Source organism: Aquimarina sp. TRL1 (assembly GCF_013365535.1).
Taxonomy (GTDB): Bacteria; Bacteroidota; Bacteroidia; order Flavobacteriales; family Flavobacteriaceae; genus Aquimarina; species Aquimarina hainanensis.
This window is the reverse complement of record NZ_CP053590.1, coordinates 2,111,952-2,135,067: the sequence shown is the minus strand read 5'-3', so window position 1 is coordinate 2,135,067 and position 23,116 is coordinate 2,111,952. Positions and strand designations below refer to the sequence as shown.

The 23,116-nt window shown below is 36.4% G+C and carries 11 protein-coding genes; 8 read left to right on the top strand and 3 right to left on the bottom strand.

The window, feature by feature from the left end:
* Positions 1-108: 108 nt before the first annotated feature.
* The 4 genes from HN014_RS08730 to HN014_RS08715 all read left to right on the top strand — a co-directional run bounded on the left by HN014_RS08730 (position 109) and on the right by HN014_RS08715 (position 2,523).
* Positions 109-924 (top strand): mechanosensitive ion channel family protein, encoded by an 816-nt coding sequence (locus HN014_RS08730; RefSeq protein WP_176028499.1) that lies wholly within the window; start codon positions 109-111, stop codon positions 922-924.
* A 321-nt stretch (positions 925-1,245) separates the two neighbouring features.
* Complete coding sequence (locus tag HN014_RS08725; protein ID WP_176028498.1) at positions 1,246-1,785, top strand: RNA polymerase sigma factor; 540 nt, start codon at positions 1,246-1,248, stop codon at positions 1,783-1,785.
* 3 nt (positions 1,786-1,788) lie between these two features.
* Positions 1,789-2,217, top strand: coding sequence for a hypothetical protein (locus HN014_RS08720; RefSeq protein WP_176028497.1), 429 nt, complete (start codon positions 1,789-1,791; stop codon positions 2,215-2,217).
* Positions 2,218-2,304: 87 nt separating this feature from the next.
* Positions 2,305-2,523: a hypothetical protein gene (locus HN014_RS08715; RefSeq protein ID WP_176028496.1), complete on the top strand. Its 219-nt coding sequence runs from the start codon at positions 2,305-2,307 to the stop codon at positions 2,521-2,523.
* Between the two features lie 96 nt (positions 2,524-2,619).
* Here HN014_RS08715 and HN014_RS08710 read toward each other — a convergent pair whose 3' ends face one another.
* The 3 genes from HN014_RS08710 to HN014_RS08700 form a co-directional block, all read right to left on the bottom strand.
* Entirely contained in the window at positions 2,620-3,918 is a 1,299-nt protein-coding gene (locus HN014_RS08710) for a hypothetical protein (RefSeq protein ID WP_176028495.1), read from the bottom strand.
* Between the two features lie 29 nt (positions 3,919-3,947).
* Positions 3,948-6,308, bottom strand: a complete 2,361-nt coding sequence (locus tag HN014_RS08705; RefSeq protein WP_176028494.1) for a TonB-dependent receptor — start codon at positions 6,306-6,308, stop codon at positions 3,948-3,950.
* A 148-nt stretch (positions 6,309-6,456) separates the two neighbouring features.
* On the bottom strand, positions 6,457-7,458 hold the full coding sequence (locus tag HN014_RS08700; RefSeq protein WP_176028493.1) for an AraC family transcriptional regulator: 1,002 nt from the start codon (positions 7,456-7,458) through the stop codon (positions 6,457-6,459).
* Positions 7,459-8,010: 552 nt separating this feature from the next.
* On the opposite strand from HN014_RS08700, the gene HN014_RS08695 reads away from it, so the two are divergent.
* The 4 genes from HN014_RS08695 to HN014_RS08680 all read left to right on the top strand — a co-directional run bounded on the left by HN014_RS08695 (position 8,011) and on the right by HN014_RS08680 (position 23,105).
* Positions 8,011-8,919: an ABC transporter ATP-binding protein gene (locus tag HN014_RS08695; protein ID WP_176028492.1), complete on the top strand. Its 909-nt coding sequence runs from the start codon at positions 8,011-8,013 to the stop codon at positions 8,917-8,919.
* Complete coding sequence (locus HN014_RS08690; protein ID WP_176028491.1) at positions 8,916-12,206, top strand: ABC transporter permease; 3,291 nt, start codon at positions 8,916-8,918, stop codon at positions 12,204-12,206. Before HN014_RS08695 ends, HN014_RS08690 begins: the two co-directional genes overlap by 4 nt.
* Positions 12,207-12,378: 172 nt before the next feature.
* Positions 12,379-14,481 carry an AMP-binding protein gene (locus tag HN014_RS08685; protein ID WP_176028490.1) on the top strand — a complete coding sequence of 701 codons (2,103 nt, stop codon included), beginning with the start codon at positions 12,379-12,381 and terminating at the stop codon, positions 14,479-14,481.
* Between the two features lie 2 nt (positions 14,482-14,483).
* Entirely contained in the window at positions 14,484-23,105 is an 8,622-nt protein-coding gene (locus tag HN014_RS08680) for a non-ribosomal peptide synthetase/type I polyketide synthase (protein WP_176028489.1), read from the top strand.
* The last annotated feature ends 11 nt before the right edge of the window (positions 23,106-23,116 follow it).

Here is a 23,116-nt window from a genome sequence, read left to right as displayed (position 1 = left end):
ATTTATCGATTTTATAACAAAATCATTTTCCTTTCTTATCATTTATTAGCTACGGATTCCTTTATTTTGGCTCCAGAAAATACATTAATACCTAAAAAAATAAAATACATGGATGCTGAAAAATGGTTAGATAAAGGAATAGAATTCATTATGAATTTCGGTCCAAAAGTTATAGGAGCCATATTCATTTGGATCATAGGATCCTGGATCATAAAAAGGATACTTGGTACCACTGCCATGGTTATGTCCAAAAGAAATTATGATGAAAGCTTACAAAAGTTCTTAACAAACCTATTGGGTTGGGTACTTAAAATTGTACTTATTCTAGCTGTACTGGGAACTGTAGGAGTTGAAACCACTTCTTTTGCCGCGATTCTAGCTGCTGCAGGTTTAGCTATCGGAATGGCGCTACAAGGGTCCTTAGCAAACTTCGCCGGAGGCGTATTGATCATGGTTTTCAAACCTTTTAAAATTGGAGATCTTATCGAAGCGCAAGGAGTTACAGGAGTTGTAAAAGAAATTGAAATTTTTACAACAAAACTACTTACTCCCGAAAATAAGGAAGCAATCATTCCTAATGGAACATTATCAAACGGAAACATTATCAACTACACATCAGAAGGAAAGCTCCGTGTAGATTTGAATATCGGAATCGGATATAATGACGATATTAAAAAAGCAAAAGATGTCATTATGAAAGTACTTACAGACTCTCCTAAAGTATTAAAAGATCCTGCTCCTACTGTTGCCGTTAGTGAACTAGGAGATAATGCAATCAATCTGGTTGTGAGACCTTATGCGGATGTAGTAAATTATTGGGATGTTTATTTTGAAACATTAGAAGACTGTAAAACTGCATTGGATGCTGCTGGAATTAGTATTCCTTATCCACAAAGAGATGTCCACATCCACAATGCAAATTAATAGATAACTCGTTTTTCGAAGCCAACCATCAACTAGAAGCGGTGTATACATAAATATTTTGTATACACCGTTTTCTTTTTCCAAGTAACAGTGTCCCGATCTTCTTCCCTGAGTTTTACTCTTATCCTATTATCCCTTCTTGCGACATATCTCCCAGAAAAAAACCTCTTTCTTTATTTTTAAAAGTTCCCTTTAGCACTCTCCATCTAAGAGAGTGAAAGTCTTTATAATTAATTTTATTTTTAAAAAATAATTATCAGAAATGCAATAAACTAAAAAAGCCTCGTCTTATTAACTGAAAGCCCTTCATAAAAGGTTTTAATGAGTTTAGAATCAGAAAATAGTAAAAAGCTTAGCGAGTTCTTTGGAAAGGAGTATGAATCTCTCAGAAGATACGTGGGTGCTAAAATCAGTAATACCGCCAATCGCGATGCTGAAGACATCATCCAGGACGTAGCTTTGAAACTTTTTTCGGGAGCAGATCGATATGCTCCTATCAATAACGTTGCTGGTTTTGTATACCGATCTATAAAAAACAAGATCATCGATGTAATGCGAACGACAAAAAAAACACAAGCTATTGATACTGATCAGGACATATTAAAACTTGCCGGAGCGTTGTATCAATCAGCTGACAATTATCCATCTGATCAGATGGTATCTGTATTAAAAAAATGCATACAACAACTAAAGCCCGCATATAGAGACATTATTATTGCAGTAGATTTTGAAGGGTATTCCTATAAAGAAATTTCATTTGAGACAGGAATCTCAATAGGAACACTAATGTCTCGAAGGCATAGAGCTATTGGAATATTATATAAAAAGATAGAACAAGAAGTTAACAAAATACAATCGTAGATTATGACAAATTTTTTCACCCATAAATTCAGAAAAAAATCTCCTTTGGAGATTGCAGGAATCATCATCTTCGGAGCTATTGCCATTACAGGTTTGGCAATCCTTTTTGGCTTCGTAATTATGTGGTTATGGAATTGGCTAATGCCTGATATTTTCGGTTTGACAACACTTACTTTTTGGCAAGCAGTTGGTTTATTTATACTATTAAAAATACTCTTGGGAGGCTGCGGTGGCGGAAGCAGTAAAAGCTCTTCCAAAGATTCGGATGATTTGTGCAAATCTGATTCGAAAACAGACTTCTCAAAATGGAAATATTATGATCAGTTCTGGAAAGAAGAAGGTGATGAATATTACAGGCAATATGTGGAACGAAAACTACAGCCCAAACAAGAACCTTCTAATGAATCTAACGCGAATCAGGAACAAGACTAGATATTGCTTACCCCCTGTTAACACAAATTTTAATACGAGATATCTCTCGAAATAACATTCCTTGTTGAGGAAGTAAATTTAATCACTATGGAACTATTAATTTTTTGTACCGACATCAAGTCCAGAAAAAAAGTAAGATCGATTAGCCCTACATTTAATAAGCATTCGGATATTATCAATTGGTCTGTTGACATAGAAGATATCGATAATGTACTTCGGATTGAGGCGACTGAAAATCTATCAGAAGATGATGTGATCAACTTAGTACAAACGAAAGGTTTTTTTATCCAGCCCCTATCTGATTAATCTCTGAAGGAATAAAAAAAAGGCTGGTTATTTCTAAACCAGCCCTGCCTTATTATAAACATTCAACAAAACGACAACAATTGACCTCCTGCTGCCCTAGTTCGATTTGAACAGGATCGGAGCTCCTACCGTCGAGAATTTTTTGTTACTTTTCATAGAGGTCATATCAACCTCTAGAAAGTAAGATTCTGTTTTATTTTGATATGGAATATATGCCTTGTTTTGGTCAAATAATATTTTACTTGCCCAAGCCCCTTTCGTATAGGTATCATTTACCTGCTTTGCTGTTTTATCATATAAATTAAACTGGTACCATTGTGCAATAGGATCGAGATAAAAAGAATATGGATCATCTGGATTAATTGCTGAATTGTCATTTGAAGTTGCAAAGAAGATTCCATTTCCAGCATATTCCATATTGACCACTGAATTCCCATCTCCTTTACTAACAGCTTCTACATCAAAGTAATATTCCTTGTCAAAATCCAGGCTTCCTTTTTTGATTCGGAGAACACAAGCTGGTTTACTGGAAACTCCAGATGCTCTAGCTCCTCCCCACATATTATGTGCTAATAGGTAGATATCTCCTTTTTCGTCAACTGTCATAAAAGAAGATCCAGATCCTGAATTCCAGGAACCTACTCCTACACCTCTGTCGTCACTAATCCATTTAACAACTGCAGCCGAATTATCAGTTCCCGCAACATCTACTTTATTAAGATCAATAACCAGGATATCAGAAGACAAACTTGCAGGTGTAAATGCCTGCATTTCATTTAATAAAAACACCCCGACAAACAAGTGATTATCTCTTACTACCATCTCAGTAACTGTTTCAATATTAACCTTACCTCCTGCAGATGGAAAATCTGTCAGTTCATTTAATCTCGAATGATTACTAAAATCAATAACTCCTGTTTTCGTCATTGTAGACGGATTAAAGATCAAAATTTTACTTGCCGATGATCCTCCTACAAAAGCCGTATTTTTATCCAGGAAATAAGGATTTCCTGCAAAACCAATTTCTTTGGTACTAATAGCCCCGTCACTTACATATACTCCCTTATCATTCTTACTCCACTTCGTTATACTTTTTGAAGTAGCATATTCATTGATGTACAATTTATTATCAAATAAATACACTCCAGCAGCTCCTCCTGCCATAGCCTCTACGGCTTTTTCATTCGTAAAAGAAAGTTCTTTGTCTAAATCCGATATACTTTGTAAATAAAAATTATAATTTACCGAACTTCCAGTTTGTACTCTGGTAAGGAGTGTATACGGATCATCTTTCACTACCGGAGTATCTGATGAGCTGTCATCATCACTGCTACATGAGCTAATTAATATTCCTGTCAATGCGAGTAACAGGATGTTTTTTATTATTGTTTTCATGTCTTATTATTTTGGTTTAACTAGATTCTTTATTGGAGAAAAACTCGAAATTTTACATAAAAGCTTCTCCCTGGTTTTTGAACTTTATAATTGTCATAGACCAATTCATCTGATACATTTCTGCATTCCAGACTCAGGCTATATTTTTTTTCAGGAAATGTATACCCTATAGAAGCATTATGAACAAACTGTCTGGGAATAATCGCTTTAGTTTCATCTAGTCCGTCGTTCTCCCAGGACAAAAAGAATTCCTCTACAAAATTGTTTTGATAGCTTATATGGAAAGCATCATTTTTTTGAAAAGCATGACGGAATTGATAATCTGCTCCAAGGTTTCCAAAAAGATAAGGAGTGTTCGGGATTCTGGACCCTATATGTCTGCTTTCCACTATTCCATAATCATCTACCCCATTCAATGTAACTTTCTGCCAGGTTAGATTTGCATAAACAGATGTATTCTTAATAGGAAAGAGTGTGAATGTCCCTTCTACCCCGATTGTTTTGGTATTAAAAAGATTAAGGTATGCAGAAATCCCGGAGCTAATTGCATTCAGAAATATTTGATTCTCTGTTTTTCTAAAAAATCCATTTACTGATAATTGGACTTTATCTTCCATCCCTTTCCACTGGATTCCTGCATTCGCATTGTGACTTTGTTCCATTTTCAGATTGGCATTAGGTCCGATGATAAGCCCATCTCCAAAAATCTCTTCGCTATCGGGAATACGAATCGCATATTCATATCCTAAAAACCCTGTAAAAGCAGGAGTTATTTCGTATTTTAAAACATTCCCATACCCTAAGGTCTCTTGCTTGCTCTTTATGAATTGATCCAGAGTATTATCTTCTTTTAGGGAAACAGCAAAGCTTTTCCCAAAATAATATTTTGCAGAAATATTATTCGTGATTTTTCCATCCAAAAAAGTACTTTCCAGAGAAATCCCCGTAAATACTTTAGTTAATTCCTGAGGTGTTTTAAAAATATCCTGAGTAAATGTAGCGGCTCCAGCCTTATCTTCTCCGGACACTTCTTCGTATGAAATCAACGAAGTGAGATTTACCTGATGGTTTTCATGCAATTCGTAGTTCATTCCTAAGCGGACAAAAACATTGTCCCTATCGAGTTCAGGGGTTCTCCCATTTACATAGAGACCACTTTCTCCTCTGGTACTTTTAGGGACATAGCTCCCATCCCAATAATAAGTTCTCGCCAGAGTATCGATAAATTGTTCTTTGACCTTATTAATTCCTAAAATAACATCTGAGGTAAGTCTGTCTTTCCATATTTTTTTCTTCCAGGAAAGCAATCCATTATATGAAGTATTTGTATTTTCCACACCTCCCCAGGGAGTAATTGCACTAATTCCATGTTGGAATTCCTTATTAATCTCTGACACAGAAATCCCCACTCTAAAATCATCTGCCCAGGGAACATTTTCAGTACCATATTGTACCCTTCCAAAAGTACTGGTATATGTATCGTGAAACCGTTTTGCTCTCCCTATTGCCGTATTATTTAGTTCATCTATCGGCACTTCGATCTCTTCCATCCAATATGAATTATCGGAATGATTAATCACCGCATCTGCCTGCAAAAACTGATTTCCTTTTTTTCCTAATCTTCTTTTGACACTTATATTTCCTAAATGTGTATTCCACGAACCATAACTATAGGATGCCTCTATATAGTTCTGGTATCTGTTTTTGGTAACAATATTAACCACCCCTCCCAAAATATCAGAACCAAACGAAACCGGAATAACATTCTTATAAATTTCAATACTCTTAATCATATCAGAAGACATATTCCTCAACTCGAAACTGTCACCTAGATAATCCACAGGAATACCATCTATAAACGTACGAATTCCTTTTCCAGATATTCCATTAATCATTACATTGGCTTCACTACCCAACCCTCCTTGTTGTCGAACTTTGACCCCTGATATCTGTCCGATAATATCGGCTACTGGTGTTGATTTTATCTGTAAACTCTCTACATTAATAACTTCTGGTTTATAGACCGTCTCTCTCAATAACTGTGCTTTGCTCTTTCCTGCAATAGTTACTTCATTTAAGTGAGCAACATCTTCTTCCAAAGCAAAATCAACCACAGTCGAAACTTGTTCTATAGTAATCTTCTTTTCCTGAGTTACAAAACCGAGATTCGAAACTATGAGTACAATATCTTTATCAGATTGTAATTCTAAAGCATATGTTCCATGACTATTGGAAACCGTACCGTTATTTGAGTTTTTTATGTAAACAGAAGCATCTGATACAGGAGCTCCAGAGCTAGTGGTTATCGTTCCTGAAATCTGATATTGGGTATAAATGTTCTGACAATACAGTACTATTCCTAGTACTAGCAAATTGACTAAAAGTTTCATTCGAGAAATATTCTAAAAGCCCCCTTATTTACGCTTATTAATAAATAAAAGACAAAAGCAAATGTATATGGAAGCAATTAGCCCTTATCTACTGTATACGGAATTAAAACTACGTTAGACGGAATTCTTAACGGATAAACCACATTAATTAGAAAACTTTGGAAGTACATTTTCCTTCTTTTAAATAACTTGGAGGAATTCCAAACTTCTTTTTAAAAGCTGTAGAAAAATGCTGTGGGTTTTTATATCCTGTAATGTCTGCCACTTGGTTAATAGACATTTTTTGCTCTAATAGTAATTTTTTGGCATTGTTCATTTTGGCATCCTGAATATAACCAAAAACCGTTGTCCCAAAAACTTTCTTAAAGCCTTTCTTCAAGGCACACTCATTGGTTCCTACCTGTTTCGCCAGATCGGATAATGTCAGGGGATCACTTAATCGATTCGTGATCACTTCCTTTGCCACTGTCATTCGTTCAATATCAACCGGATCAGTTACAATTGTTCCTCTCTCACTTATCTCTTGTATCTGTTTCATTTGCAGCATTAACAATTCTAATACTTTTGCTTCCAGAAACAGCTTTCTGTAATGTCCCTTCCACTGACACTTTATAATCTCCCTAATGATAAAATGCATCTCTGGAGTTATGGGATAGTTATGATTGCTCATAAATCCTGCCTGATGATTTTTAATCAACTCCTTAAAGCTATCAAACATTTCGTCTTTTGGAAGGTACTTTGTAAAAAAATCAGGATTTAAATTGACTTCAAAAATATGTGAATGCTTAGAGCACATCTGAAAGGAACCTCTGGAATTACTACAGTAAAATATATTGTGTTCATTACTACAGAATGAAAAATCCCGATGCATGCTATCCATACTCGTTTTTGTATCTCCATTTAATGAAAAGTGCATTTCTACCGTTTCATTTTCAAAATCAAATAATAAAGTCGTCTTTTTATCTAAATAACTGCATCCATATCCAATCCTGAAATTCTCTAAAACAATCTCTTTAAAAGACCCTTTTACTCCTCTATATTCAAAAGAATGATCATACTCTTTTGTGCCTGCAATATCTATTAAGTAATTGACATTACCTGAGTTAAAGGTAATCTCCTCCAAATCTTTATAGTGCAATTTCAGTCCCATAATTATTCCTTTATGCGTATAAAATATTACGTCTTGCGTAACTCCTAAGCTGATTAACAAATTAAATTTGTTAGTCAATATTATCAATTTAAAATCGATCTAAATAAAAAATAACACTTTTTTAAGCGTTTGTTATGACTTTTTATCCTTGTTTCAGTATAACGTTTTCAATTCCCCTTTCTTGTTATTGGGAGTCAAGTGTTATAAAAAACGAAGGGTATACAAGTACTAATTCGCTTTTTTCATTGGATTTTTCCATGTTGAAAAACCATCCTAGAGTGCGCACTATTCTCCATAAACTGACATATGCTTCTCTTCTCATTTCGATGGGTTGCATCAAAATATACTCCGCTACCGTAACCACCTTAACACTCGTATTAAAAAAACAACAATAACACCTTATATCATGAACTTCATTTAATTTTTTCAATGAATACTTAATCAAAAACAAAAAAAACATAATAGTGTATGCAATCAAATGCATTCATACATCTATAAAACACACTTTTTAACTTCCCTTCACTGACGAAGAAGGAACAATACCATACCAAGATGCAACTCGAAATAAAAAACCTCAGCAAAACATACCCCAACGGAGTGCAAGCCTTACAAAATGTGTCCTTAAAAATAGACAAAGGCATGTTTGGTCTTTTGGGACAAAACGGAGCAGGAAAGTCAACGCTAATGCGAACCATAGCAACACTTCAAAACCCTGATCAAGGGCATATATGCTTTAATGATATTGATATTCAAGAACACCCTGAAGAACTGAGAAAAGTATTAGGATATCTACCTCAGGAATTCGGAGTATACCCATCTTCAACAGCTTATGAACTCTTGCTTCATATAGCAGACATGAAAGGAATCACCAATGTATCTCAAAGAAATCAGCAAGTAGAAAGCTTATTAAAGAAGGTCAACTTATGGGATGTACGAAATAAAAAACTAGGAGGATACTCTGGAGGAATGAAACAACGTTTCGGCATTGCTCAGGCATTATTAGGGGATCCAAAATTAATTATTGTTGACGAGCCTACAGCTGGTCTGGATCCTATGGAACGCAATCGGTTTTATAACCTCTTGTCAGAAATTGGAGAACATATTGTCGTTATCCTCTCCACACATATTGTAGAAGATGTCAGTACCCTCTGTAATCAGATGGCAATTATTGGAAAAGGAAAAGTATTATTACATGGAAACCCGGAAGAAATTTCCAGTAGATTAATCGGACATGTTTGGGAGAAAAAAATTAACAAAGAAGAATTAGCTTCTTATGAAAAAAGTATGAATGTTATCTCTACCCGATTACATTTGGGTAAAATGGTTATCACAGTTATTTCTCCATACCCTCCTGACAGCCAATTTACAGCTAAAGAGCCTACATTGGAAGATGTGTATTTCCAAACACTATCAAACAAGAAAAACAACACGAAAGAACCAATCCCCACTCCTGCCTTATGATCGCTAAAATTTTAAAATTCGAAACTAAAACCAGATGGAAAAAACCTATCTCATGGTTCTTTTTTCTATTGATGATTTTTCAATCTATTTGGTTTACTCAGGGGGCATATACTTATTATGCTAATGAAGCTACGTTGATGAATGGGGCTGCGCTCTTTTATAAGAATTTTGCCGGAGGCGGTATGATTATGATCATTATTGTAGCCATAGTCACTGGTGGAGTACTCTTTAAAGACATTCAGCATAAAAGTGCCGGTATTTTATACACTATGCCGATCAACGAAAAATCTTTTTTTCTAGGACGTTTCCTGGCAGCTCTATCAACCAACCTCATCCTCGGAACAGGTCTTTTTGTAGGGATGTTATTAGTCCCATATTCAGGAATTGGCTCTGCTGATAAATTTGGTCCCACTCCATGGGGACAAATGCTCGAAGGTTTTTTTCTACTCACGGTTCCCAACCTTTTTCTATTAACAGTTGCCTGCTTTGCAGCATTAGTTTTTTTTAGAAAAATGGCTGCAGGATACTTAGGCATTTTTGTAGTTGCAATTCTCTTTATGGTTACAGAAACCATTCGTCCCAATACCCCCTATACTACATTTCTTCAATTATTGGATCCATTTGGCTACGGATATACTACAGAAATACTGGACACACTACCTGCCACTGCCAAGAATACTACCTATCTCCCTTTAACCTATATGTATTTTATTCATAAAGCAATCTGGACCGGAGGGGCTATTCTACTACTGATAATTTCTTATAAAAAATTCAGTTTTAAATATTTTATCAAAGCCTTATCACCTAAAGCAAAGAAAAATATAGTTCCTGATACAGAGACCACCAGTTTCAGTAGTGATATAGGGGTTCCAGAAGTTCAACTTTTCTTTTCTGCTAAAGAATTTATAAAAAAACTATCTCGACTTGCCGTATTGGAGTTTAAAAATGTTATTCGTCCGGTAAATTTTAAAGTCATAATGATCATGGTTGCCCTTATGTTCTTTTTACAAAACCTGGTATGGAATCCAACCTACTATCTCGGGGCTCAGCTTCCTACCACAGCTTCTATGACATTGACCCGAATTACCACAGGAGCTGCCATAATGATTTTATTAATGATCTGGTCGGTAGAATTGTTCTTTAAAGATAAAACTTCCAATATTTGGCAAATTACAGATGCGCTTCCCGTTCCTGTATGGGTTAGCCAATTCTCCAAATATCTAGCTATGTGTGGAGTTGCTTTTATCTTATCGGTCACCATCATTTTATGTGGTATTCTTGCTCAGGTCGCCAAAGGAGGGTGGGAACATATTGATCTCTGGTTATATGCAGAAGATCTTCTGGGATATAAATGGGGATGGCTCACCTATGTCCTCAATATTTCCTTCGCTTTTTTTATCGCAGGACTTACTGGTAATCGATTTGCTACACATGTACTAACAGTAGGGTATTACCTATTTAATCTAATAAGTGTAGAATTCGATATCATTGAAGAAATCAGATATACTTATACCCTAACGCCCGGGGTAGAAGATTTTTCAGAAATTAGTGGATATGGAATATGGAATCTAGCTTCAAACTGGTTCTTCCTTTTATGGGCTACATTAGCCATTATTTTTGTACTCTTAGGAATTCATTTTTGGAGAAGAGGAAAAGCATTCGATTTCAAAAGAAAGATTACTTTCCGAACCAATCAACTAAATATATATGGAAAAGGGGCTGTGCTCCTTATGGTGATTGCCTTTATTTCATTACAATCATTTATTGTCAGTGAGGTTAATGAAAAAGGGAATTTTCAACCAGAAGAAGTTCTAAATTCACAAGCCGCTTCTTATGAAAAAAAATACAAACGAATTTTATCTGAACCACAACCCAAAATCACACATGCTGAACTCGATATTGCTTTATATCCTGAAGAAAGAAAAGCCATTTCAAAAGCAGCCTTGACGCTTACCAATGATTGTAATCACTCAATTGATACAGTATATTTAAGTATGGCTCCATTTACAACGATCAAAAAACTATTATGGAATCATTCTCCTATCAAAATAAGTAAAAAAGATGAGGAATTACGAATGTACGCTATTCCACTATCTATAGATACGGCAGCAAGTGGAGTACTATCCGTATATAGTCAAAAAGAATACAGTGGATTCACTCAAAAGGGCGAAAATCCCCAACCCGAATTGTTGTTTAACGGTTCTTTCTTTTCTATCAGGGAGATTATCCCTACCATTGGATACGATGTGCATCGTGAATTAAAAAAGAACAGAGAACGCATCGAACATCAACTCCCCAGAGTAGAAAACCGAATGCCTTCTATAGAGAATGCTATAGCTATGCAACAGGACGTTTTTGCTCCAGATGCCAAATGGCTCACTGGTAAAATACAGCTAAGCACCAGTAAAACGCAATTTGCTGTCGCTCCTGGAAAACTGGTAAAAACATGGAATGATCAACAGCGAAGCCATTATATGTATGAAATTACGGAACCTACTCCATTTGCTTGGTATATCAGTTCATCTGAGCAGGAGCAACTTCAATTCCGCACTCATGATGTCGATGTTTCAATCCTTCATCACAAAAAACATCATTATAACCTTATTCATTATCAAGAGGCAATTGACAACACATTAGATTTTATTAATACTCAACTTGGGAATTATCCATATTCAGAGAATCGAATGGTAGAAATTCCTTTTTATCAGGAAAAACAATATAGTTATGCGAATACAATCGCTACTTCAGAAAAAGAAGGGTGGATTGCTGATATACAAGAAATCCCTGAACAATCCTATCTTACTTTTTTAACAGCTTCACAACTCATCAGACAATGGGTATATAGAAACATACACATTGCTAATGTACAAGGAGCTGACATGTTACAAACAGCACTTCCTGAAGCGCTGGCTTTACAAATTGTTTTGGAAAAACATGGAGCAGAGGGAGTCCATAGTATTTTAGAAAAAAAATACAACGCTTATATCAAAGAAAGAGGAAATGATCCCAATACAGAAATTCCTTTGCTCTATACTGATGGGGCTCCGTACCTGGCACAAAACAAAGGAACTCTTGTTTTATATAAAATGATGAAAAAAATGGGCGCTGATACTTTTACTCTAGTTGTAAAAAACAGTATCCGACAATTCCGAGATACTCCTGTTCCCTTTACAGCTTTATACCGCCGATTTTTAGTAAATCTTTCCAAAGAAGATCAAATAGAAATAAAAAAAGATATTGAAACTGTTCAGGAAATTCCTGCACTTCTTTATGACAAAGCGATATAACGCATAAAAAAACAACCTATAGAGACAGCGCTAATGATATGATTTCTATCATTAGCGCTGTAATTGATATGATCGCATAAATTTTTCACACAAAAATGACTGCTATCCTGATGCTACTTTTTATTAAAAAGCTACATGGTCATTTCATTTCAAAAACAAAATAATACTACTCATGAAATCCATCATTGAAATCTTACAGTACAGAGCAGAAGACAGCCCTGATACGATCGCTTATAATTATATAGATCTAACTGGTAATATTACCAGCATAACATATGGAACACTTTTAACCAAAACGATATTATATGCTTCTTATTTAAAAAGCAAAAAAATCCACAAAGGAGATAGATGCCTCTTATTATTTCCGCAAGGCATCTCATTTATTATCTCTTTTTTAGCTTGTAACTGGATTGGTGCAATTCCCATTCCACTGAATATTCCTGGAAGAAACAAACCTCTCTTCAAATGGGAAAAAATCGCCTCTGATGCAAACCCTGTATCGATCATAACAACTCCTTCTCAAAAAGATTTTATTACCACAACTTTAACCCCTTCATCGATACTTTCATCGCTTCCGGTACTAGCTATTAAAGAAGATTTCCTTACCAAAAAAAACGATTCTCCTTCCCCTGATACTATTGCTTTTCTTCAGTACACATCTGGTTCTACAGGAGCCCCGAAAGGAGTAATGGTTTCTCAGCACGCTTTGATCAACAATCTCAAAGAGACAAAAAAATTGTTCTCTTTCTCAAAAGAAAGTAAAATGGTTAGTTGGCTTCCTTTCTACCACGATATGGGGTTGATCCTTGGAATTTTACAAGGTTTATACAGCCAGTGCCCCGTTTACTTAATGAGTCCAGCTGATTTTATGAGCCACCCGCTTCTATGGGTAGAAATTATTACTAAATACAAAGGAACTCATACTGCTGCCCCTAATTTTGCCTATGAATTAATCGCCGATAAACTAAGTGATAAAAGTCGAAAAAACTATTCTTTCGCCTCGTTGGAACGAGCTGTTTGCGGAGCCGAACCTATCCATCTATCTACCATGGTTCGGTTTCAGGAAATCGCTGCATCATATGGATTAAAAGATCACGTTATTTCGCCCGGATATGGTCTGGCAGAGGCAACATTAGTAGTTTCATCTCACACGGTTTCTCAACCAGTAAAATGGTTGGAGGTTGATAAAAAACTCCTTCTGGAAAATACGGTTTCCAAAATCAATCAGGGTATACTAAACGACACAAAAGAAAGTACGTTAAAAAAAGAAGATTTCTCCTCTTATCTCGTTAGCAATGGGCATTGTATTGACAATCACACCATTACAATAAGAGATCCGGAAACTGGTATCTTGTCTCCTCCACAGCAAATCGGAGAAATTTGTTTTTCTGGACCTTCATTACCCACGGGATACTGGAATAACCCTAAGGTGACCTCAACTACTTTTATTCGAGAGATAACCACAATCCCATATATCAAAACAGGAGATCTGGGCTTTTTAGATTCCGATAATACCCTCTATGTCACAGGAAGAATCAAAGACCTTATTATCATCAGAGGAGCAAACTATTATCCTCAGGACATAGAACGAACAGCTTTTTCATGTAATGAAAACCTAAGAACCGATGGTGCCGCTGCTTTCTCCATTCTCAAGGAAGGACAGGAAAAAGTGATTTTGTTCCAGGAACTCACAAGATCTGGTATTCGAACTCCTGATTACAAACTCTGGGAACAACATATAAAACAAGAAATTATACGTACGCATGGTATTATCCTGGAAAGTATTTTCTTCATTCCTCCCATGCATATCCCCAGAACAACCAGTGGAAAGATACAACGAAGTAAAGCCAAGTCAATGTACCTTAATAATGAATGGAAAAAGATTATACATTCCTATACCCGCCAACCTCCTCTATACACAGCTACAGATATCACCTCTCAGGCACAATTAGAACAATGTATTACAACACTTGTTGCCGAACAATTAGGAGTTTCGGAACAATCTTTAAAGTATAACACTCCCTTTATAGAATTAGGTATTACTTCAATGATGTCCCTTCTGATAAAAGACACTCTGGAAAACATACTCGATATTCCTATCCCCAGTACGACCTTATTCAATTACAATACGATTCCGTTGTTAAGTCAACACCTATATCAACTAAAAGAACAAACTGTAACAAATCATATTCCTATCACGACACCGGAAGAAAACTATGATCATTATTCTGAACAAGAACTACTCTCACTACTAGAAAAAGAATTAAACGACTAATTATGAACACCCTCTCAGATAAGAATACGATTTTAAAAAAAGCCCTTTCAGAAATCAAACGCCTAAAAAAGGAAAAAGAAGAAGTTTCCTTCTTTGAACAGGAAGCAATTGCAGTTATAGGGATAGGGTGTCGATTCCCTGGAGGAGTTACTTCTCCTGAATCTTTTTGGGATGCCTTATTAAAACAAAAAGATCTAACAGCAACAATTCCTGAAAACAGATGGGAACAATACGATAAAGAAATTCTCAATAAGAATCCTTATTTACAAAAAGGTGGTTTTTTGACGGATGACATTTATAATTTTGATCATCGATTATTCAGGATGTCTCCAAAAGAAGTAGAAAAGACAGACCCACACCAACGACTATTCCTAAAAGTATGCTGGGAGGCATTAGAGAATTCAGGATATGCTCCCTCTTCGCTCCGAGGTACAAAAACCGGAATCTATGCCGGAGCGTCTGTCTATGATCATATTCAACAGATACAAGGAACGCAAGACCTCCATAACCCGGATCCCAATGACGTAATGGGAACCGGTTTTTCCTTTATTTCGGGAAGAACTTCTTATTATTTTGGTTTCCAGGGACCTGCCATTACTATTGATACTGCTTGTTCCTCTTCACTAGTAGCTATTGACCAGGCATGTAAAGGACTCTATGCAAAAGACTGTAATATGGCAATTGCGGGAGGTGTAAATTTGATGATCTCCCCAGATACAACGCGCTTAATGGGCTCTCTAAATGTTCTTTCTCCTGATTGCCAAAGCAGAGCATTCGACGCTTCTGCAAATGGTACTGTCCGAGGAGAAGGGTGTGGTATTGTCATATTAAAAAGGCTTTCTGATGCCAAAAGAGATGGAGATCATATCCATGCCTTAATAAAGGGAAGTGGTGTAAACCAAGACGGTATTAGTTCTGGTTTAACAGCTCCCTATGGTCCTGCACAGGAACAGCTCTTACAAGAGGTCTGGAAACGAAGCAATATCAATCCACAACATATCGATTTTATTGAAACTCATGGAACAGGAACAGCACTGGGGGATCCTATAGAGATTACAGCATTGGACCATATTATTCCTAATCAAAGAACAACTCCAGTATACCTTGGAGCTTTAAAAACCATGACGGGGCATTTAGAAGCAGCAGCAGGTATTGCCGGGCTAATAAAGACTATACTCGCCATAGAGCATGGGAAAATTCCAGGGAATTTACATTTTAAGACTCCTACTCCGCACATTGACTGGTCTCGTCAAAAATTCGAAATTCCAACAACTACACTTTCATGGGAAACCACACACAAAAGAACAGCAGCTGTTAGTTCTTTTGGTTTAAGCGGGACAAATGCTCATGCGGTTATAGAACAATATACTCCTGTTGCCAAGGTTTCTGTTTTATCGACAAAAGAACAAACAATCCCCGAAGGAAAACAATGGCCATTTAAATTTAGTGCTCCTTCTCAAAAAGGCATCCTTTTACAGTTAGAAACATTTCTTTCATTTTTGGATCAAACCTCAGATGATCAGATTCAACATCTAAGCTATAGTCAAAATAAAGGAAGGGCGGATCTTCAGGAAAGAATTGTCCTATGGGCTGAAAACATTGAGGAGCTAAAAACAACTATTGCAGATGCAATAAAAGGCATATCCAATCCTTCAATTATTAGAGGAAAAGCTCCTAAAAAAACTGTATTCCTGTTTAGTGGAGGAGGATCGCAATACCCTGAAATGTTTCATGAGTTTTATGCTGAAAATCCCATTTTCAGAAAATACATGGATCAGTGTAATGCTTTCTATAAAAAGCATACACAACAAGAGCTGCTTCCTATTATTTTTTCTTCAGGAAATACAGTTCATCAGATGCGTTATACACAGGTTGCTTTATTTGTAGTCGAGTATTCCCTTGCTCGTATGTGGATGGAATACGGAATCACTCCTGATATTTGTATAGGGCATAGTACCGGAGAATATGCTGCTGCATGTCTCTCGGGAATATTTAGTCTGGAAGATGCTATTAAGCTAATTACTACCCGAGGAGAATTAATGTATGCGCTTCCTAAAAATGGAACTATGGCGGCTGTATTTGCAAATGAAAAAGTAGTTTCAGAAAAACTGACTAAGTATCCCAATGTAAATATCGCAGCAGTAAACACCCCCGATCAAACCGTTATCTCCGGAAAAGAAAAAGAGATACATGAATTCTGTGCATTTTTAACAAAAGAAGGCATTGATTCTAAAATCTTAGCACTTTCTCATGCAGCACATTCTCCATTAATGAGACCTATGATCGCTGATTTTGAAAAATTAGCTACAACGATTACTTACCGCCCCCCATTAAAAACAATGTATTCCACAGTAGTCGATACAACTACTGATCCTCATATTTTTGCGACCGCTCAGTATTGGAGCAATCATATATTATCTCCTGTCAGATTTTGTAAAACAATTCAACGTCTTAAAGATACAGATAACTATACCTTTGTAGAAATCGGTCCTGCTCCTGCCCTTATAGGAATGGTTGAAGAAATTATAGAAACAGCAGTAGAGACCATTGCCAGCAACTACAAAGATGAAAAGACAACACATCAAATAGAGAAAGCTCTTTTCCAACTATATGTTCATGGAGCAACCATCAACTGGTCATCTTTTTATGACTTCTCTTCCTTCCAGAACATTCGAATTCCTAATTACACCTTTACGGAAACACATTTTAGCCTTCCTTCCTCCTTCCAAAATATTATTGCAAAAAATCAATGGGATTCTATACTCTCTACAGCCGATACCTCTTCTCTAAATGAAGAGGCAAAAGCTCAACTCCCTGTCATTGTTGAATATTTAAAGACCGCTCAAGAGAAAGCCAGTACCTCTGACGAGATATCACCGGAGACAACATTACCTATTGTCAATTCTACACTTACTTTTAAAGAAGTTTCCGACGTTATTACCTATATAAAAACAATCCTTTCCAAAGAATTAAAAATCGATATCGAAGAATTAAATGAACAGGAAAATTTATTGCTTTTTGGGATTAACTCTATTGTCGTCGCCCGTCTGGTTACCCGTTGGAAAAAAGAATTTGACATAGCTTTGAAACCTTCTTTCTTTTTAAAAAACAATACCATCTCTCAATGGGCTTCCTTATTGTTTAAAAAGCTCAATACTTCAAGATCTATCTCTGGAAAAAGAACCGTTCCTTCCTTTATAGCATATCCAGAGAAAAAGTTTGCTCCTTTTCCTCTCAATGAGATTCAATATGCGTATTGGGCAGGAAGGAACCCTGAATTAGATTGGGGAGGTGTCAGTTGCAGCGCCTACTTCGAAATTGATATGGAGACATTGGATATCCCGCAATTTATTTCTGCCCTGGAATCCTTAATTAACCGACACGAAATGCTTCGGTGTCGTATTGATGCTGATGGGAAACAGCAGATACTGCCAACCATCGAGACTCCATTGAGGATTTATCCCCAAGAACAACAAAATCAGTCAGAAAATCACTTAGAGAAAATTCGTTCTGAAATGTCCGAATTGTCAATCCCTCTGGGGGCTCCCATGTTTGACATTCGAATATCCTCTTTAAAAAGTGAGGGCTATCGCATTCATTTTTTAATTGATTTCCTCATCGCAGATGCACTAAGCTTATTTGTCTTTTGGAAAGATCTTTCTTTGTTATATACAGGGGAAGAACTTCCTCCTCTACAAATCTCATACAAAGATTATCTGGAATATCATGAGCAGCGAAAGCAAACTACGGAGTACCTCGACGCGGAGCAATATTGGTTACAACGCACCAAGGGTTTTCCGTTTGCCCCTCAACTTCCAATAAAGGATGTCACCAAAACTCATGCAAATGGAACTTTTATTCGGAGACAACAATGGATTGATCAACATTCATGGCAAAAATTCACAGAAAATGCTGCAGCACAAAATCTAACCCCATCGGCAGCTTTACTCACCCTGTATTCAGAAGTACTTTCTGCATGGGGAGGAGGGAGTCACTTTGCTATTATGCTTACTGTATTTGACCGAGAAAATATACATCCTCACATCAATCAAATTATCGGAGATTTTACGGAACTAGCCCTTATAGAAATACAAAGAAAGCAACAGGCTATTGGTCTAAATGGAGTAGGTATTCAGGAACAAATGCACTCAGATTTGGAACATAGTACGTACTCTGCTATTAATTTCGTAAAAGCACTAAATGAAACATCAGAACAGAAAGACAGAATGTATCCGTTTGTATTCACAAGTGCATTAGGAGTAGATGAGCTAAATACTCCTGTTGAGAACAACGATTTCTTATCTCACTTAAGCTGGTCTGTTTCTTCGACTCCTCAAGTATGGATTGATCATCAAGTATATCAGGAAAAAGAAGGTATTACCCTATCCTGGGATACTTTAGATGCCGTATTCCCTGAGAATATGGTCAATGCTATGTTCGAAAAATATACCGAATTAGTCATGCAGGCTATTGCTGATAACAATTTTTGGAATAAAGAAATTCTGGATGGGAGAACCTCTTCACAACAACAGGCACATACACTGGTTAACAAAACAAATCGCCCAACAAGAAATATGCTGTTACATGAAGGAATAATGCAGCAGATAAAAGAGAGTCCTCTCAAAACAGCAATCATCCATGATGCGAAAGAATACAGTTATCAAAAGCTAAGCAAACGATCAAATCAGGTAGCAGATCTTCTGCAGAAAAATGGTATCAAAAAGGGGGATAAAATCGCTATCCAAATGAGAAAATCTTTTGATCAGATTGCCATTGTTTTGGGAATTCTTCAAACGGGTGGAGTTTATGTTCCTTTTACTTATGATCAACCTGTAAACAGAAGTTATAACATTCTGAAAAAAGCCAATATTCAATTTATTTTTACGGATAATTATCTGGCATTTCCCTCTAAAAAAATAACCCAGTTTATCCCTAAAGATATTGATCTGAGAAGAGGAGTTTGGAGACCAGTCGAAATCTCTCCTGAAACTCTGGCATATATTATCTTCACATCTGGTTCTACAGGAACTCCTAAAGGTGTTTGTATTCAACATCAGGCAGCAATGAATACGATATTAGATGTCAATCACAAACTGCGGATTACCGCTGACGATCGGGTTCTCGGGCTTTCTTCTTTGAGTTTTGACCTATCTGTCTATGATATTTTCGGACTACTTCATACAGGAGGAACTCTTATCCTTCCTACCGAAGAAGAGCGCATAGATCCCAAAAGCTGGAAACACCTCTCAGAAACATACCTCCCAACACTATGGAATTCCGTTCCTGCATTGATGGATATTTATACGGATTACATCTTGCAGAATCCTACAGTTAAAAAGGATCTTTATATTTCGAGAATCATCCATTCCGGTGACTGGATTCCCCTGGCTCTTATTCCAAAAATTAAATCTGCCCTACCAAATGCTCAATTAACCAGTATGGGGGGAGCTACTGAAGCTTCTATCTGGTCTAATTACTTCCATGTTACTACACTAAATCCTGAATGGAAGTCAATTCCATATGGGTATCCCTTGGCGAATCAGGCATTCTATATTTTAGATGAATTTAACCGCCCTTGTCCTGAGTGGGTAGAAGGGAAACTTCATATCGCCGGAAAAGGATTAGCCACAGAATATTTTAATGAAAAAGAGCTGACAGCCGCTGCTTTCTTCTATGAAAAAAATCTGCAACACAGACTCTATGACACTGGGGATTACGGTCGTTACCGACAAGGAAATATAATCGAATTTCTGGGACGTAAGGATACCCAATTAAAGATCAACGGGTATCGGGTAGAAATTGGAGAAATACAAGCTGCTTTCGAAAAATGTGATGCTTCTTTAACTCCACTTATTCTCCCTATTGGAAATCAAATGGGACATAAAAAGTTAATTGCTTTTGTGAAAAAAGCTCCTTCATCATTTGATGAAACTTCTCTAAAGAAGAAACTCCGGCAGCACCTCCCTGGATATTTTATTCCTGAGAAGATTATTGCTCTAGCAGAATACCCAATTACAGCTAATGGTAAAATAGACCGGAAGCAACTGAAAATAAAGTATACTTCCCAACAGGAAACTACCACATCTCTAACACCTTCTTCTGATGTCATTTCTGCACAACATCCAGTTTTGGAACTAACGAAACAAGTACTACACTTATCATCTATAACTCCTACTGATAGTTTTGGTTCATTAGGAGTTTCTTCTGTAGACATGATCCGATTAGCTAATGAACTGGAAACTCATTTTTCTGAGCGTCCTTCTGTAGGTGATATGATTCGATACGAAACCATTGCCCAATTAATCGATTTCTACGCAGATAAGCACATTATTACGCCTGATGAAAATCAAAAAGAGGGAATTACTTCTTACGAGTTTAGTCTATTCTCCAAAGAACAAATACAACATTTAAAATCCATGCCTATCATTGAAGAGCATGAAGATTTTGTGTCTTTTAAAAACACAACTAATACACTTCGCCCTGATCTGGATACAGGTAAAAACATTCCTTTATTACTTGACTCTAAACTCCCTTTTATTCCTCTGTCAAAAGATATGGAGGCATCCAAAGAGACCATTTCATTTGAGGATTTTGTCCATTTTATAAAACTACACCTAGAAAAAGAAACAACAGTGCTTAGTGAAATAGGGTTTGAGGCTAAAGATGAGGCATATCCTATACAAATATACCTAAGCATACTTCCAAATAGTATTGAACATATAGAGGCTGGGAATTATTATCTACGTATGACAGATCCCTCTCTTCGAAAAATTAGCTCGCTTTCAGAAGAAACCATCACAGAAATCAAAAAGCAGCATCCTCATGCTTCATTTTTGCTTCATTTTATTGCCGACCTCAAAGCTATTTATCCACTACACAAGGAGAAGTCATTACAGTTTTGCTTTATGGAGAGCGGATCCATTAGTCAGGTATTGTCTGCTGGGGGTACTTCTCTTCAAATAGGGAGTACTCCTCTAAATTCCTATAATCTACAATCTTTGTCTGATGCATTTGGTCTTACAATCGATCACTATTATCTAAATTCTCTAATCGGAAGTGGCATCAATTCAAATGAGGCAACACTTCCTTCTATTTCTTCCATAGATGCAACCGCCTTAGAGTCCGCTAAAAAGTTATTGACCAACTGTTATGATCAAGGAATAACTTTATATCTGAAAGAACAACAATTAAAATATAAGGCTCCACAAGGAACCATCACTAAAGAGCTACTTTTAGAGTTAAAAAGGTATAAAACCACATTAATCGCTCTTCTTTCTGATACTGCAGAGAAAAAACAACTGTCCCGTATCATAAAAAAACATGAACCTTTTCGACTCACACCTGTTCAACTCGCATATATGTTGGGACGTTCTTCTGATTTCGAATTAGGGAATATCAACACGCACTATTATATCGAACTAGAATGCAACAAACTGGAACCTAAAAAACTGGAAATATCATGGAATCAGGTCATCAAACGACATGAGATGCTACGCACAAAAATATATAGTGATGCCAGCCAGCAACTAATGAAGCAAACTCCTTACTTTGAAATCCCGGTATCTGTTATTGCGCAAGAAGAAGAATTAACTTCCATCCGGGAACAATGGTCTCACCATAAATACGAATTAGGAAGCTGGCCTATGTTTCATCTGCAAATAAGCCAAATCAATGATCAACGATCCCGACTACATTTTAGTCTTGATTGTTTGTTATTGGATGCCTCCAGTACGGAGATGATTATTCAGGAGTTATTTGCCACTTATAATGGGGTTCAAATTCAAAAACCAGCATTTAGTTTTAAAGACTACCTGCTTCAGGAAGAAGAATGGTTATTGCAGCATAGTAATATCAAAGAAGCCACGGAATTTTGGAATACTCAATTAAAGAAATTGCCTCCTGCTCCTGAGCTCCCTTTAAAAACGCCTTATCACCTTATTAAACAACCTTCATTTAAACGATGGAAAATTGTACTTAATACGACAGAATCTCGCATCTTTTCACAAAAAATAAAAGAATACCGATTCACTCCTTCCGCAGTGGTATGCACCATCTTTATGAAAGTATTATCCGAATGGAGCACTAATAAAGACTTTACCATAAATCTGACTATTTTTAATCGGCTACCTATTCATAAAGAGGTTCCTAAAATTATTGGGGATTTTACCAATATTACTCTTATTTCTTATGAGAAGAAAACAAATATTTCTTTTCTGGAAGAGGTTGCTGCTGTACAAGATCAACTGTGGAAAGCGGTAGAATATCGCACGCAAAACGGTGTAGACTTATTAAGAAGGCTTAGTAAAAACACTCCTGGAAAAGCAATCATGCCAATTGTATTTACCAGTCTTCTATTTGGTGATACTACTGAAAATCAAACCTATTACCCTAATGAACTTAAAGAAGTATATGCTATCAGCCAAACTCCACAAGTAGCAATGGATCATCAAGTATACGAAAGAAACGGTCATATTCATATTAATTGGGATATTGTAGAGCATGTTTTTGATCCTGATTGGATCGAAGAAATGGTCACTGCTTACCACCAAATGCTTCAACAATTAATACAAACAACACAGTGGGAAAACTTCGAATATCAAACACTTTCCCTTATGGATAAGTAATTAACAAATCA

Coding starts and splice junctions, on each gene's coding strand:
- HN014_RS08710 (WP_176028495.1), bottom strand. CDS start 3,918: ATGAAAACAATAATAAAAAACATCCTGTTACTCGCATTGACAGGAATA.
- HN014_RS08705 (WP_176028494.1), bottom strand. CDS start 6,308: ATGAAACTTTTAGTCAATTTGCTAGTACTAGGAATAGTACTGTATTGT.
- HN014_RS08720 (WP_176028497.1), top strand. CDS start 1,789: ATGACAAATTTTTTCACCCATAAATTCAGAAAAAAATCTCCTTTGGAG.
- HN014_RS08725 (WP_176028498.1), top strand. CDS start 1,246: ATGAGTTTAGAATCAGAAAATAGTAAAAAGCTTAGCGAGTTCTTTGGA.
- HN014_RS08715 (WP_176028496.1), top strand. CDS start 2,305: ATGGAACTATTAATTTTTTGTACCGACATCAAGTCCAGAAAAAAAGTA.
- HN014_RS08685 (WP_176028490.1), top strand. CDS start 12,379: ATGAAATCCATCATTGAAATCTTACAGTACAGAGCAGAAGACAGCCCT.
- HN014_RS08700 (WP_176028493.1), bottom strand. CDS start 7,458: ATGGGACTGAAATTGCACTATAAAGATTTGGAGGAGATTACCTTTAAC.
- HN014_RS08695 (WP_176028492.1), top strand. CDS start 8,011: ATGCAACTCGAAATAAAAAACCTCAGCAAAACATACCCCAACGGAGTG.
- HN014_RS08680 (WP_176028489.1), top strand. CDS start 14,484: ATGAACACCCTCTCAGATAAGAATACGATTTTAAAAAAAGCCCTTTCA.
- HN014_RS08690 (WP_176028491.1), top strand. CDS start 8,916: ATGATCGCTAAAATTTTAAAATTCGAAACTAAAACCAGATGGAAAAAA.
- HN014_RS08730 (WP_176028499.1), top strand. CDS start 109: ATGGATGCTGAAAAATGGTTAGATAAAGGAATAGAATTCATTATGAAT.